At 62.8% G+C, this 14,930-nt stretch carries 8 protein-coding genes; all 8 read right to left on the bottom strand.

What is annotated here, in order from left to right; all coding sequences use genetic code 11:
• Positions 1 to 103: 103 nt before the first annotated feature.
• Complete coding sequence (locus PFEN_RS14525; RefSeq protein WP_191487520.1) at positions 104 to 538, bottom strand: hypothetical protein; 435 nt, start codon at positions 536 to 538, stop codon at positions 104 to 106.
• On the bottom strand, positions 535 to 5,130 hold the full coding sequence (locus PFEN_RS14520; protein WP_191487519.1) for an RHS repeat-associated core domain-containing protein: 4,596 nt from the start codon (positions 5,128 to 5,130) through the stop codon (positions 535 to 537). Before PFEN_RS14520 ends, PFEN_RS14525 begins: the two co-directional genes overlap by 4 nt.
• Positions 5,127 to 5,897, bottom strand: a complete 771-nt coding sequence (locus PFEN_RS14515; protein WP_191487518.1) for a DUF4123 domain-containing protein — start codon at positions 5,895 to 5,897, stop codon at positions 5,127 to 5,129. The genes PFEN_RS14520 and PFEN_RS14515 overlap by 4 nt, the downstream gene beginning before the upstream one ends.
• Positions 5,887 to 7,917, bottom strand: coding sequence for a type VI secretion system tip protein TssI/VgrG (tssI, locus tag PFEN_RS14510; RefSeq protein ID WP_191487517.1), 2,031 nt, complete (start codon positions 7,915 to 7,917; stop codon positions 5,887 to 5,889). Before tssI ends, PFEN_RS14515 begins: the two co-directional genes overlap by 11 nt.
• 143 nt (positions 7,918 to 8,060) lie before the next feature.
• Positions 8,061 to 8,576, bottom strand: a complete 516-nt coding sequence (locus tag PFEN_RS14505; protein ID WP_191487516.1) for an Hcp family type VI secretion system effector — start codon at positions 8,574 to 8,576, stop codon at positions 8,061 to 8,063.
• 431 nt (positions 8,577 to 9,007) lie between these two features.
• Positions 9,008 to 10,426, bottom strand: a complete 1,419-nt coding sequence (locus PFEN_RS14500; protein WP_191487515.1) for an efflux transporter outer membrane subunit — start codon at positions 10,424 to 10,426, stop codon at positions 9,008 to 9,010.
• Positions 10,410 to 11,573: an efflux RND transporter periplasmic adaptor subunit gene (locus PFEN_RS14495; RefSeq protein WP_191487514.1), complete on the bottom strand. Its 1,164-nt coding sequence runs from the start codon at positions 11,571 to 11,573 to the stop codon at positions 10,410 to 10,412. The genes PFEN_RS14500 and PFEN_RS14495 overlap by 17 nt, the downstream gene beginning before the upstream one ends.
• Positions 11,566 to 14,784, bottom strand: a complete 3,219-nt coding sequence (locus PFEN_RS14490) for an efflux RND transporter permease subunit (protein ID WP_191487513.1) — start codon at positions 14,782 to 14,784, stop codon at positions 11,566 to 11,568. The genes PFEN_RS14495 and PFEN_RS14490 overlap by 8 nt, the downstream gene beginning before the upstream one ends.
• Positions 14,785 to 14,930 lie beyond the last annotated feature (146 nt).

Genomic DNA, 14,930 nt, shown 5'->3' with positions numbered 1-14,930 from the left:
AAAAACTTTGTTAATTAGAGCTGAAAGGGAGTTGGATTTTTACTGAAGGTCCTTCAGGGATTAGTAATAAGTTGAACTCGGATCGTTTAAAGGCTTTCTGTAGTTATGGTTTTTTGTCCGTGTTGGATGGTGATTCGCCAATATTAATGTCTCCCTCCATGGAAAAGCAAGCTATCCAGCTTAGGTCTTGCGGGAATATATAGCTGTGCTGAGGTATTTCGAAAATTTCTGCGAGTGCTAATGATATGTCGGTATTTTTTATTTTATATCCGAAGTGAGTGAGCGAGTCTCCTATGAATATAATTTCTCTCGCCGATTCAATTGATTTTTGTGCTATTTTTGAAAAAGCATTGTCTTTGTTTTTTTCGTTGAAATTTAATGGGTTTTCGATTTTTGACCATTCGATTTTAGAACCCGAAAATGGAAAATTTCTCTTTATTGAGAATATGAGTTCGTCATGTTCTTTTGGGTTTATTATTTTGTATGTGATTTTTTCTCTATCCAACCACGTGATAAATTCTTCGTCGTAGTAGTTCATTGTTTTTTAAAACTCCTGGTTATTTTTCTTACTGTGGCTTCGGAGGCCTCGAACAGGTAGTGAGGGCCTTTTTCCTTGCGATGCCAAACGTTTATGTGTGCGCCACTTCGCTCATCGTATTCAACGCGAAACCCTGTTTTTTCATTATGTGTTTGCATTCCAGTCGGCACTCCAATACGGTCGCCGAATTTCCCGAGAGTAGGCTTTTCCGCCTTAAATCCCCTTTCATCTAACCATGTCAGAGCATCGTTACGTGCCTGCTCATAATATGGGCGTGGCGGATGGGGTGTTATGTCGTCAGAGGTATTGCGTTTGTCGGGAGGTGTCGCGGTTTTCTTACCACCCGGGCACTCACCTTTAACGCAAACCAACCCCAACGGATCCACCCACCCCGTAGGGTTGGGCACGTACTGGTAGCTGTTCAGCCCGCCCGCCAGTTTGATCGGGTCGGGGGTGAGGTAGCGGCCGGTTTCGGGATTGTAGTAGCGATGCCGGTTGTAGTGTAAGCCGGTTTCTGTATCGAAATACTGGCCCTGGAAACGCAGCGGGTTGTCGATATCCGCGCGGTCGAGGTGGGCTATCCGGCCATAGGCGTAGTAACGCGCCGCCCAGCGGATATTGCCGGCTTCGTCCGTCAGTTCCTGCGGTGTGCCCAGGTGGTCGAGCTGGTAATGGAATGCCTCGACCTGCTCCGGTCCCTCGCCATTGAGCAAGGCCAGGGGCCGGAAGCTGTCCGGTTCGTACAGGTAGCTGCGGTAATGCACCGGGCTGCTTTCGGCAATCAGCCGGTCGCCCTGCCAGAGGTATTCGGTGGTCCGGCCCGCGCGGGTCTTGGCAATCCGCCGGCCAAAAGCGTCGTAACGGTAGCTGAGCGTGCCGCCATCCGGCAGGCTGACACCGATCAGCCGGTGCTGGCAGTCATAGCGGTACTCGGTGACGAGCTGTGGTTCGCTCCCGTTGCGCTCGCGGATCAGGTTGCCGAAGGCGTCGTAGTCGAAATCGCTGTGGCCGCGCAACAGCAGGCGATTGCCCTGGGTGCGCGCCATGCGCGGGCTGTCGCCCAGGAGGTTGCCAGCAGGGTCGTGAGCGAAACGCTCGCAAGGATCGCCGCGGACTTCGCTCAGTCGATCCAGTGGGTCGTACTGGTAGCGACGCAGGCCGTGGCGGCTGTCGTCGATGCTCGCCAGGTTGCCGTTGGCTTCATAGGCGTAGAAACGCTGGTAATGCCCGCTATTGTCCTGGCTGAGACTGTGCTTGAGCAGCCGGCCCTGTTCATCGTAATGGTAGTGGCTGAGCAGTTGACCCTGTTGGCGCAGGCGCTCGCGTCCGGCCTCGAAGCGGTGCCGGGTCAGGTGCCGGCCATTGACATCGACGCCGATCAATCGACCGCCCGGCAGGTAGCGATAGTCGATCAGGTTGCCGTCCGGCAAGCGGCAGTGAATCAGTTGCCCCACGCTATCGTAGCGATAGCGCTGGGTGGCCCAGCCCTGGTGTTCGCTGATGAGGCGATCCTGGTGGTCATAGCCGTAGGTCAGCGGCCAGTGTCCGTCGTCGACGCTGGTCAGGCGGCCGAGTTCGTCATAGTGATAGTGGATCTGCTGGCCATCGGCGAGGCGCTTGAGCCGCAGGCGTCCGACACTGTCGCGCTGGTAGGCGGTGACAAGCTCACTGCCGTCGTCGCCGAACTCCTTTTTCTCCAGCAACTGACCGTTGAGGTCATAGGCGTAGGCCGTGCGCCGCCCGTCGAAGTCGGTTTCTTCGCGGATCAGGCCATTGGGGTAGTAATCAAGGCGGTAGTGCTCGCCACGCTCGTTCTCGATTTCGCTGAGCAACCGCCGGGCATTCTCATAGCGATAGCGCAGCTGGCTGCCGTCAGGGTTGAGGCGACGACTGACCTGATGCAGGTTGTCCGCGTATTCATAGCGGGTTACCCGTCCCAGTTCGTCGGTTTCGGCGGTGATCTTGTCGTAGGCGTTGTAGCTGAAGCGACGTTTGGCCCCGCCAGGCATTTCAACCTGGGTCAGGCGGCCGATGGCGTCCCGTGTGTAGCGGGTGATGGCGCCATCCGCCGCCTGGCGGCTGGTTTGTCGGCCTTGTTCGTCGTAGCCATATCTCAGCCGGCTGCCATCGGGCAGGCGTTCTTCCAACAGATGGCCGAGTCGGTCCCAGGTGAAGTCGTGCCGGCTGCCATCCGGGTGACGGATCTCGTTCAGCAAGCCCCGGCGGTCGTATTCATACTCGGTGAGCTGGCCCGCGGGGTCGGTCGTGCGGGTGACATCGCCCTGGGAGTTGCGCGCATATTTCCAGCGTGCCCGGCCACGTTGCACGCTGCACAGATGGCCGTTGTGATACTCGTAGAAGGTCGGTTCGTCTTCGGGCGGAACAATCGCCAGCAGCCGGCCGGCTTCGTTGTAGCGATACTCGGTGATGGCACCCAGGGCGTCCTTTTCGGCAATCAGGCGGCCCTGGGTGTCATAGCTCTTGTGTTGCTCGGCACCATCGGCATCGACCTTGCGGATCAGGCGCGCCCGTTCATCGTGGACAAAGACTTCTTCGCTGCCGTCGATGTGGTGCGCGCTGACGCTGCCGTCATCGCCCCAGGTGTAGCGGCTGTCCATCTGCGCAAAGCTGGCCCAGTGGCGTACGCAGCGGACCTGCTTGCCCACGCCTTGCCATTCCCAATAGAACGCGGCACCGCCGGCCAAGTGGCGTTCACGAATGACGTGGTGTTCGTCATAGGCATAGCGCTCGCACTCGTCGACGGCGTTGGCGGCTTCGATCAGGCGGCCCCGGTCGTCGTAGCGATAGCGCACCAGCGTGCGCAAGGTCCGCCAGCGATCGACGAGGTGAGTGGCGGCCTGTTCCTGCTGGTACTCGACCGCGACGATGCGGGCACGCTCGTAGCGCAACAGCAGGGCACGCCCGAGGCCGTTGTCCAGGCGCTGGATCCGGCCCTCGAGGTCATGGCTGATGCTCAGCCGATTGCCATGGCGGTCACTCAGGGACAACAGCCGGGCACCGTGGCGGTCGTACCTGAAGTGATAGAACCAGGGCGTGTCACCCGCCTGGGTCAGGATCAGTTCGTCGGGCCTATCGCCCAGGTAGATCGCCGCTTCGCTCAGGCTGTTGTGGATGACCGGCCGCTGGGTACTGGGGCGAGGAAAGTGGATGGCGCGGTTTTCCTGGTCGGTCCAGATGACCTCGTCACCCTCGAACCTCAGGCTGTGGGCCAGCGCATGACTCCAGCCGGGACCGAGGCCTTGGCGGACTTCCACGGCGCTGGTGCGATACAGTCGGCTCCAGGCGAACGGCAGCGGGCCGTCCAGTTCTCCATCGACCAGGGTCAGCAGCTCTTCGCCGGTGACCATCGACACCGGGCAACCCTGGGTCTGGGTCTGGTCCGTGCGTTCGGCGCTCTGGCCGTTGGGATTGGCGGCTTGCCGGGGTACGTCGTCGCGGTGCTCGGTCTGCCGCAGGGTGGCGTTCTTGCGCCCGTCCCAACGCATTTGCAGGACACCCTGTTTCTGCGCGCCCGCCACACCCCGGGCCGCGACGGCCTTGTAGCGACCGACATAACCCATGAAACCGTCGAGCAGGCTGAACAGGCCCTGGATAAAGCGGGTGCCGGCTTCCACCATCTGGCTGCCGTACTTCTTCAGACGCAGGGCCAGATAGGCGACACCGGCTCCCGCCGCCGCGACGCTAAGCACCAACCCCAGCAGCAGGTCGAGCAGCACGGAAACCAGGGTGCCCGCCACGACATGCGCGGTGTCCCCAGCAAGCTGGCTCGGTGGCAGCGCCGCCAACCAGAGGGCGGCGCTACGCAACAGCAGAAAGAGCGCGGCTTCGTCGCTGGCCAGCAACATGGCCTTTTCCATCACGGCCGGGGCCCGGCGCGCGAGGTCGGCCAGTTCCTGGGCGCCGTTGCCCAGCCGGTCGACATAGGCCAGGGGATCCTTGAGGATGTCGAGTAACAGCTCGATGCCTTCCCAGACCCCCTTGATCGCTTCCCAACTGCCGCTGGCCAGGCCCTCGCCGACGGCCAGTAGCGCTGTCGAGGCGGTCTGTGCCGACCAGTGCGGCTTGAAGCCGTTCCACTCGTGGCGCAACCAGGCTTCCAGGTCCCGGGTCAGCTCCGCGTAGGCGGCGAACAGCGCGTCGACCTGCTCGGGCGTTACGCCGCCCTGTACCCGCACACGATAGAACTGGCCTGGCTGGCCCTGGAAACGGCCCTTGCCCTGGGCGTCGAGCAGGATCGGGGTTGCTGGACCGCCAGCGACGGGGATGACGTCGACCAGCAGGTCGCCCAATGGAATCTCATGGACCGACTCGAACCGGCTCTCGATGGCCAGCACGCCGTTGGCGGGGCACTGCGCCACGTTGGACAGGAAGTCACGGTCCTGCGAGTCGACGGCCTTGCGGTCGTCGCCGAACCGGATGACCCGGTCCATCCCCAGCAATGACGGCAGGTCCGCGGCATGGCTGAGCTGATCCAGCGCTTGGGCGTACCAACTGCGGGTCTGCTCGCGATAGAGGTTCAGGCTGTCCTTGAAGTCGTCGAGTTGTGCTTCGATGTAGTCGATGCGCTTCATCGGTTCGCCTCCCTGGCAAACGGCGCCGCGACCGCCAGTTCCCCACGGAGATAGACGAGCAGGGCATCCTGGCGGGCTGGGCCGGGCGCCGCGCGTTCGAGGAAGCGGGCGATCTTGTGCCGCAGGTGGGGGACGGGCAGGGCGTCATACAGCGCCGGGTGGTCTTCGTTCAGCCACTGCAGGCTGTTCTCGATCAGCGTTTGCGGGCAGGCCACGGACAGGTGTTCCAGCAGCGCCGACGGAACTTCCCACCAGGGATAGGTCCTGGCTTCGCGCTTGACCGGTTGAGCAAGGGTCCGTGCCTGGCCGTTGATGAGATAACGACTCACGCCCGGCAGCAGCTCGCCGGCCTCGGTGCCGAGAAAGTCGAGGGTCGGCAACCATTGGCGGCCGTCCCAGCAACGAAAGAACACCGGCTTGCCCGTGGGCAGCTTCACCTGGGTCAGTCCGCGCAGGTGCGCCACGAGTTGTTCCGGGGTGTTTGACGACACCGCCAGCCAGCCCCAGTCCCGGCATTCGGTCTCGGCGATCCAGGACAGAAACGGGCTCCGCGCCGTGAGTTCGACGACATGGGGCATCACCTCGAACCAATCGGCGTAAGGTGTTTCTCTCCAGGCCGGCAGGGGCGCCAGCGGGTGGCCGATCCTGCGCAAGGCGGACAGCGGTCTGGCTGCGCTGGCGTCGCTGAGTATCAGGTAGAGGCGTTCATGCGGCGCCAGCGGGGCCTGGGCCAGCCAGCATTCGGGGGGCAAGGCTTCAGCGCTCACAGACACCTGCCTTGCACTGTTCGCACTCTTCGCAGAAGGCCGCGCCACGCAGCAGCGTGGTCAGTTGCGCCATGGACAACGGCGCCCTGGGGAGAGGGCGGTCAATGGCCTGGAACAGACCGGGCAGCAGGGCGGCGACCCGGCTGCCGACCCCCGGCTCGACCTTGGCGTCAGTATCCGGCTCCGGGCTCAGGGTGATGCCGCCGCCATCGATTCTGATAAAGCTGCCAGCGACCTTGAAGGTCAGTTCGCTGCCGGCGTCGATCACCATCCGGGCGCCGCTTTTGAGGTGGATTTCCTCATCGGCCTGGAGCAGATAGCGGTTGCCGAGCCGTACATGCCGGCTCTGGCCGATGTTCAGGTGATCGTTGGCGCGTATGTCGGTCTTGCGGTCGGCCCGGGTGGTGCGATGCTCGTCGGCCTTGAATTCGCGATAGCTGTTGGCGCTCACCGCGTCGTGACGCTCGTGACCGACCTGGATGACTTGGTCGTGCTCGACCACCTGTTGCCAGTCACGCTGGGCGTGCAGGTAGATCTGCTCCTGGCCCTTGCGGTCCTCGATGCGCAACTCGTTGAAGCCGCCACCACCGGGCGAGCTGCGGCTTTTGAAAACACTGCGGGTCTTGTGGGCGGGCAGCTCGTAGGGCGGCCGATTGACTGCGTGGTGCAGACAACCGGTAATCAGCGGCTGGTCCGGGTCGCCTTCGAGAAAGCTCACCAGCACTTCCGTGCCGACGCGGGGGATGCTTACGGCAGCGTGGCCATTCCCGGCCCAGGTCGAGGCGACCCTCAACCAGCCGCTGCTGGCGTCGTCGTGAGTCGCTGCTCGATCCCAGTGGAATCGCACTTTGACCCGGCCATGGGCATCGCAATGGATTTCCTCGCCCGCGGGGCCGCTGACCACGGCGGTCTGGCTGCCTTCGATGCGCGGTTTCGGGTGGCTCGGCGCGGGGCGAAACGGCGTGTCGCCGGGCCGGGCGCGGAAGCTGTTTCGATAGCCTTGCCGGAAATCTTCCGCGGTACTGGCGGTGGCGGCGAGTTCTTCGAGGACTTGCGGTTGTCGGCCTTCGTGGTTGACCTCGGTCAGTAGCCAGAGGGCATTCCAGGCTGTGTGCGGATGCTCGGTGAGCGTCAGCAGGTGGCCGCTCGACAGGGCCAGGATATCGCTTTGGCCCAGGGCTTGGCGGAAGGTGCCGCGATGTCGTTCGAGGGCGCGGTGCGTCTGTTGTTTCCGGTGCTGCGGGTCGATGCCGAGCGCAGGGAAGGCATAGTCCTCAAGGTCTGGCTGCTGTTCGCTCCGGCTGACCTGCTCCTGGGGGCGGGTGGGGTTTTCGAAATCGTAATCCCGCCGAGCCACGCCGGTGCCGCGGGTTTCCAGACGCACGCTGAAGCGCTTGATTGCCGCACTGGTGGCGGCCAGGCCGGTGTCTTTTCGATAACGCCGGGGTGGTTGCCCGGGGAAAACCGTCTGGTCGTCGCCGAACACCAGGGTGTGACCGTCGGGGTCATGTTGGAAGTGGAAATGCAGGCCTTCCTCTTCGCACAAACGCTGGATGAACTGCAGGTCGGATTCCCGGTACTGCACGCAATATTCCCGCGCCGGGTAATGGCCACTGAGGTGGAAACGGTAGTGATTGCTGAACAGGGCGTGGTCATGCAGCACCCGCGCGATGATTTGCGGAGTACTGAGGTGCTGGAAGATGCGCTGGTTGATGCGGTGTTCGAGGTCGGCAAGGCGTGGGCGCAGGCCTACCCGATAATGTGTCAGGCGCCTGCCGCGCGGACCCTGGGCGACACGATAGAGCTGCCCGTGGATACCCGCGCCCGAGGTGCAGAGCCGGAGAAAAGCCTGTTTGTGCAGCAGGTCTTGCAGGTCGAGGTCGTGATCGCCGACCAATTCCAGATCGAAACTGAAGGGCTGGTTGAGGGCTTCGTGGCCGGTGAAGGCGGCCACCTGCAGTGGCGCTTCGAAGTCTTCGAGTGTCAGGGTGAAGCGAGGTTGTTGGGTCGGCGCGAGCATGCTTTCGTCCTTTGAAAATGCGTTGGCGTGAAATCAGGGCCGCACGAAACCTCGCCAATGCCGAAGCCGCGGCGCGCCAAAAGGTTTGGGGGAGCAGTGCAAGGTGTCGCCGGCGAGGCCGACGACGCCCGAGGGGGGATGGATCAGGACACGGGGGAGCGCCAGTCATCGGACGCGGAGGTGCCCGCCACTTCGTGGGTCCAGGTGATCTTGCGGTAGCTGAAGTACACGTCTTCCAGATGGGTGAAGTGCGCCTGGTTCGGATCCTGGCAGTTGGGCATGCGCGACTGGACGTCGACGATGATGGCGTCCTCCAGTTCGATGGTGAAATAGTGCTCCTGGGTGCCGGAGGACGAGGTGCGGTACCACTCCAGGCGGCATTTGGTCAGATTTTCCCCGCTGGTGAGAGCACTGAAGATCAGCGGCGAGGACTTGTCGAAGACCTTGCTGATCATCAGCGGCTTGTGCATGCGCTGGCCGGTGGGTTGCCCGGACTGAGGGTCGCGGGGGATGCTGACGTCGTGGGCGAAACCCTGGACCAGGATCTGGTCTTCATGACCTTCCTGGTAGATGTTTCCGACCGAGTCCTGGGTAAAGGTGCCCGCGGTGATCAGACCTTGCTTGGTGCCTTGCAGGGTCAGGTAGGCAGGTGTTGGCATGGATGAATTCCTTGTCCGAAGAGGTGCTGTGTGCCATCAAGGGAAGCTCGATGGATTCGCAGGTCTACAGATCAAGAGTTGTGCCTGTTTTTATTTGTTGTTTAAAAACATATAGTTATTTTTGTTTTCTCGAAAATCTATAAGGTTGTCTAGCGTTGATCCAGAAAAAGTGCGCAAGGTATTGCGCATGGGCGGGCAGGAAGTTGCCAGTTGGGCTGGAGGCCATGTATTGCGGGTATTGCGGGGCAAGATGAGGGGGCTTTTCACATCAGGGAGGGGGGTAAAAGTTGCGCAGATAGGAAACTGGATTTCGGGCACGCCGCGAAACCTGTAGGCGCCAGCTTGCTGGCGATGGCGGTGGGGAATGTGACATCGCAATCGCCAGCAAGCTGGCTCCTACAGGGACCGCGTTCAGTCTGGGGACAAGGGGCTCAGCCCTGGGCGCTCCAGCCACCACCCAAGGCGGTCATCAGGCCGATGCTGGCTTGCAGTTGCCGGGTCTGCAACGCCTGCAATTGTCGCTGTGCCTGCAACGCCGCGGTCTGTGCCGTCACCACATCCAGGTAGTTCACCGCCCCGGCCTGGTAGCTGTTCATTGCCAGGGTCTGGGTGTGCTGTGCGGCACTCACTGCCGCCTGCTCGTCCTCGGCCTCGCGCTGCAAGTCACGCAGTTGCGCCAGATTGTCCTCGACTTCGCGCACCGCGCGCAGGACCTGGCTACGGTAATGGGCCGAGGCCTCGTCGAATTCGGCCTTGGCTTGATGCTCCTGGGCACTGAGGCGGCCACCGTCGAAAATCGGCAGGTTGACCAGTGGCCCCAGGGCCCAGTAGCGATTACCCGCCGACAACAGGCTACCGCTGCCCTGGGTCTGGCCGCCGAGCAGGCCGGTCAGGCTGAAGTCCGGGTACCAGGCGGCCTTGGCCACGCCGATCGCGGCATTGGCGGCAAACACCCGCCGTTCCGCCGCGGCGATATCCGGGCGGCGTTGCAGTAAGCCGCTGGGCAGGGCGCCGGGCACCTTGGGGATGCTCAGGATCGCCTGGGTCGGTGGCAATTGGAAGTCGCTGGCCGGTTCGCCGACCAGCTCGGCGATCGCATGTTCGGCCAGGTTGCGTTGGCCACGCACTTCATCCAGCTGTGCCTGGGCTTCGGCCAGTTGGCTCTGGGCGCGGGTCAGGTCGAGTTCCGAGGCGATCTGGCCCTGGTAGCGATCACGGGTTAATTGCAAGGCCTGGCCATAGTCATCCAGGGAACTGGCGAGAATCCGGCTCTGGGCATCCAGGCCGTTGAGCTGGACATACAAGGCCGCCAACTGCTGTTGCAGGCTCAGGCGCGCCACCGCCAGGTCGTCGCCCGAGGCCTGCGCCTGGGCATCGCCGGCAGCCACCTGGTTGCGAATCCGTCCCCACAGGTCGAGGTCGAAGTTCAGCGCAAAGCCCGCAGTGTTGCTGTTGTACACCGCTGGCTGAGTACTGCCGCGCAACGGCCGATTGTCCGATTGACGCTGGCGCAGGGGTTGTGCGCTGGCGCTGATTTGCGGGAACAGCCCGGCATGCAGCTGGCTTGCATAGGCCTGGGCGCCGTCGTAGTGCGCCAGGGCCGCGGCCAGGTCAGGATTGGCCTTGAGCAGGCGCTGTTGCAGGTCGTTGAGGTGCGCGTCGCGGAATAGCGACCACCATTGTTGTGACAACGTGTCGCCCGGTTGTGCCGGGTGCCAGGGACCGGCGCTGGTTTGCTCGTGATAGTGCTCTGGCAAGTCGAGCTGAGGCGGCTTGTAAGTGGGGGCCAGGGAACAGCCCTGCAAAGTCGCGATCAATAGCCAGGCGCTGTGCTTAAGCCTTGGGGACATGTGGGCCTCCGGCGTCGGCGAGTTTCACCGGGTCGCCTTCGCGCAGGGCATCCGGCGGGTTGTCGATCACGGTGTCGGCGGGTTTCAGGCCCTGGTCGATGACCAGGCGTTCGCCCAGGTCCAGGCCGATATGGATGTCGCGCAGGTGCACATGGGACTGGGCGTCCAGCACGGCCACCTGGGTGCCCTGGGCGCGGAAGATCAAGGCGCTGGCGGGAATGCTGACGCCGTGGGTGTCCGCCGGGATCGGCAGGGTCGCCTCGGCATAGTCACCCGGCATCAGCGCGTTATCCGGGTTCTCGGCGACGAACTGCGCCAGCAAGGTCCCGGAGCGCGAGTCGACGGCGGTGGAATTGCCCACCAGTTTGGCGTTGAACTGTCGGCCCGGATGTTCCGGCACGCTCAATTTCACTTCGAGGCCAGGATGGATCACGCTGGCGTAGTTCTGTGGGATGGGCACGTAGAGCCGCAGTTGATGGGTATCGGCGATGTCGAAGAGCTCCGGATCACTGTCGTTGTCGGCTTTGATCAATTGGCCGATATCGGTATTGCGCGCGGTGATGGTGCCGGCGAAAGGCGCGCGGATGGTCTTGTACGCTTCCAGGGCCGACAGCCGCGCATAGTCGGCCGTCGCGGCTTCGGCATTGGCCTTGGCCGCGGCGGCGTTGGAGCTCTTTTCATCGGCTTCCTGGCGCGATACCGAGTGGGTCTGTACCAGGTTCTGCCAGCGCGTGGCGGTGGTCTGGGCCAGGCGTGCGTTGGCCTGTTCCTGCAGCAGGTGGGCGTGGGCCTGGGCGACCTGCTGGTCGAGGTCCGGGCTGTCGATTTCGGCCAATATCTGGCCGGCCTTGACCTGGCTGCCGATGTCGGTTTTCCAGTCTTTCAGATAACCGCTGACCCGCGCATGGATCGGCGCCTTGCTCCAGGCTTCCAGGTGGGCCGGCAGACGCAGGGTATCGCCGGCGGCGTTCTGTGCCGGCTTGAAGACACTGACCATGGGCACGGCGGCGGTTTCGGTCCAGGCGGTCACCGCCTTTTCATGGCGGGTCCGCGCGGCAATCCCGTTGGCGACCAGCAAGGCGGCCAGGGTCAGCCCGCCGACGCCCAGGTAAAGCAGGCGTTTGCCTGAAGGTTTGCGATCAGTCATGGGTGTTTTCTCCAGCTACGGCGCGAATAGGTTGACGACCATGTACCAGGCTGAACACCACGGGGACGAACAGCAGGGTGGCGGTGGTCGCGAGGATCAGACCGCCGATCACGGCGCGTCCGAGAGGGGCGTTCTGTTCTTCGGAAAGGGCCAGCGGCAACATGCCGATGATCATCGCCAGGGCGGTCATGCACACTGGGCGGAAGCGGGTGTAGCCGGCTTCCAGCGCAGCCTTGAGGGCATCGCCGTGTTCGGCCAGGCGTTCGCGGCAGAAGCTCACCACCAGGATCGAGTTGGCGGTGGCCACGCCCATGCACAGGATGGCTCCGGTCAGGGCCGGCACCGATAGCGAGGTGCCGCTGAGGAACAGCATCCAGACGATCCCGGCCAGGGCGGCGGGCAGGGCGGTGATGATCACGAACGGGTCGACCCAGGATTGGAAGTTGACCACGATCAGCAGGTAGATCAGCACCACGGCGCCGAGCAGGCCGAAGCTCAGGCCGCTGAAGGCTTCATGCAAGGCGTCGATCTGCCCGTGCAGGCTGACAATCGCGCCCTTGGGGCGCAAGGAGGAGGCATCGTCGAGGATCTTCTGGATGTCATGGGCCACCGCGCCGAGGTCTCGACCTTGCACGCTGGCGTAGATGTCCAGGGTTGGCTGGATGTTGTAGTGGGTGACCACCGCCGGGCTCTGCACCCGATTGATGGTCGCCAGGCCGCCGAGGATCTGCGACTGGCCATTGCTGCCAGTGACCGGCAACGCTTCCAGTGATGGCAGGCTGTCCAGGCGGTATTGCGGAGTGGCCGCGACCACGCCATAGGATACGCCGTTGGCCGGGTTGAGCCAGAAGGTCGGCGCCACCTGGGAGCTGCCCGCCAGCGAGGCGACCATGCTGTTGGTGACGTCCCGCTCGGTGATGCCCAGGCCCTTGGCGCGCAGACGGTCGACCTTCACCTGCAGCGACGGGTAGCCGACCGATTGCTGGATCCGCAGGTCGGCGATCCCCGGTACGTGTTGCAGGCGTCGTTGCAGTTCGAGGGCGAAGACGCGGTTTTCCTCGGCACTGCGTCCGGAGATTTTCACGTCCAGCGGGGCCGGCGCGCCGAAGTTGAGGATCTGGCTGCTGATATCCGCCGGAAGGAAGGCGAAGTGGCTGCCGGGGAAGCTTTCCGGCAAGGCCGTGCGCAGCTTTTTCACATAGTCGGCGGTGGGCTGGTGATCGGCCTTGAGGGTGACCTGGATATCGCCGTCCTGCGGACCGATGGTGCCGCTGCTGCTATAGGCCATGTCGATACCGCTCAATGGAATACCGATGTTGTCGACGATATTGTCCAGCTCTTCGGCGGGAATCACTTCGCGGATCCGCGCTTCGATACGGTCGAACGTCGCGGCGCTTTCCTCGATCCGCGTGCCCAGCGGCAGACGCACGTGCAGGGCCAGGGCGCCGGCGTCGGTGGCCGGGAAGAAGTCCTCGCCCAGACTCGGCAGCAGGCTGAAGGACGCCAGCACGCAGGCCAGGAAACCCAGCAGGAAACGCTTGCGGCAACCCAGCGCGAGTTGCAGCAGGCCGTGATAGACGTCGCGCACCGTGGAGAAACCGCGTTCGAAGCTCTGCTGGAAGTTCAACACGGCTTGCAGCAGGCGATTGCGTGGCTTGCGGTGCTGTTCACCTTCGTGATGGTTGATGAATTCATCTTCAGGATGGTGGCCGCTGCCGCCCTCGACCACATGCGGCTTGAGCAGGAACATCGCCAGGGTCGGCACCAGGGTCCGCGACAGAATGAAGGAGCTGGCCATGGCGAAGATCACCGCCAGGGCCATCGGCCGGAACAGGAAACCGGCGATACCTTGGAGCATGAACATCGGCACGAACACGATGCAGATACACAGCAGCGAGACGAAGGCCGGGCCGACGATCTGCTTCGCGCCGTCGAGGATCGCGTCCTTGACCGCCTTGCCCTGTTCCAGGTGCCAGTTGATGTTCTCGATGGTCACCGTCGCATCGTCCACCAGGATCCCCACCGCCAGCGCCAACCCGCCGAGGGTCATGACGTTGAGGGTCTGGCCGGTGGCGGCCAGCAGGGCGATGGCCGAGAGCACCGCCAGCGGAATCGAGGCGGCGATGATCAGGGTCGAGCGCCAGCTGCCGAGGAACAGCAGGATCATCGCACTGGTCAGCAATGCGGCGATGATGCCCTCGCGGGCCACGCTGCCCACCGACTGCTTGACGAACACCGAGGCGTCACCCAGCAAGGAAGTCTTGAGCGCCGGCGGCAGGGTTTCGTTGATCAGCGGCAGCATGTTGCGGATGCCGTCGACGATCGACAGGGTGGAGATATTGCCGTTCTTCATCGCCGGCATCAGCACCGCGCGACGACCGTCGACCCGCACGATATTGGTCTGCGGCGGCGAGCCGTCGCGCACGTGGGCCACCTGGCCGATGGTGATCAGGGCTCCGTCGACGGTCTTGATCGGCAGGTCGTTGAGTTCCTCGATGACTTTCGGGCTGTTGTTCAGCAGTACGGTGTATTCGTAGGGGCCGAGTTTCGCGGTACCCACCGGAATGATCTGGTTCTGCGCGGCCAGGGCGTTGCCCACGTCCTGCGCCGAGAGGCCCTTGGCGGCCAGCGCTTGCGGGTCGAGGTCAAGGGTGATCTGGCGCTGCTTGCCGCCCATCGGGGTAGGGAGCGCGAGGCCCGGCACGGCGGTCAGTGGCAGGCGGATATTGTTCTGCACCAGGTCGCGGATCTTCGCTTCCGACAGCGTCGGGCTGGAGAACGCCATCTGCAGGATCGGCACCGTCGAGGCGCTGTAGTTGAGGATCAGCGGCGGGGTGATGCCCGGTGGCATTTGCTTGAGCACGGTCTGCGAGACCGCGGTCACCTGGGCGTTGGCGGTGCGGATATCGACGCCCGGCTGGAAGAAGATCTTGACGATACCCATGCCCGGCAGCGATTGCGACTCGAGGTGTTCGATGTCGTTGACCGTCGAGCTCAAGGAGCGTTCGTAGGTATAGATCACCCGGCCGGCCATGTCTTCGGGAGACAGGCCGGTGTATTGCCAGACCACCGCGACCACTGGAATACCGATATCGGGAAACACGTCGGTGGGGGTACGCAGGGCCGCCAACGGCCCGATGATGCAGATGAATATCGCCAACACGATAAACGTGTAGGGCTTGAGCAGTGCGGTCTTTACCAGCCCGAGCATGCCTGAACCTCCGGGGAGTGGAATTGCGAACCCCGGCAGTCTTGTCCTTGGAACTTAACGTTTGGCTTTCACCAACATGAAGGATCTTTTAGATAGCGACTGAAAAACCCTTCATGTGTGTTCATTTGTACAAACGCCTCTATTTC

This window comes from Pseudomonas sp. FEN (genome assembly GCF_904067045.1).
Taxonomy (GTDB): Bacteria; Pseudomonadota; Gammaproteobacteria; order Pseudomonadales; family Pseudomonadaceae; genus Aquipseudomonas.
This window is presented reverse-complemented; position numbering and strand designations above follow the sequence as displayed.